1 other RNA gene is annotated in these 328 nt (G+C 55.5%); it reads right to left on the bottom strand.

Annotated features, from left to right (window positions below):
* Positions 1-328, bottom strand: a transfer-messenger RNA (tmRNA) gene (gene ssrA, locus BLX89_RS23805).

Raw genomic sequence — 328 nt, 5'->3', positions numbered from 1 at the left:
GTCCGCAGTACCTAGACCACCGGATCTACATGCGTAGTTTGTCTTTTGGCTTTAACCGCACCGCCCTCCGACAGACAGGATGACGACATGGCGATTCTGCTTTAATTTAGCGCGCATCCCACAGACTAGAATGCGCACGATTCCGTGTTTCATGACCCTCCGCGCGCCTTTCGGCTCCGGATCCACAGACAAATCCGGGCAGAGGGCTCACTGCTTAAGCAGCGAGAGCGTAATTGCTGTCGTTGGCAATTATGAATCTGCGACCAGTTTTAAGAGCGAACCGCAGCTCTGCATGCACCGAAGGCTTCGCGACCTGCGTCGAAGCCGG

The organism is Pararhizobium arenae (assembly GCF_001931685.1).
Classification (GTDB): domain Bacteria; phylum Pseudomonadota; class Alphaproteobacteria; order Rhizobiales; family Rhizobiaceae; genus Pararhizobium; species Pararhizobium arenae.
This window is presented reverse-complemented; position numbering and strand designations above follow the sequence as displayed.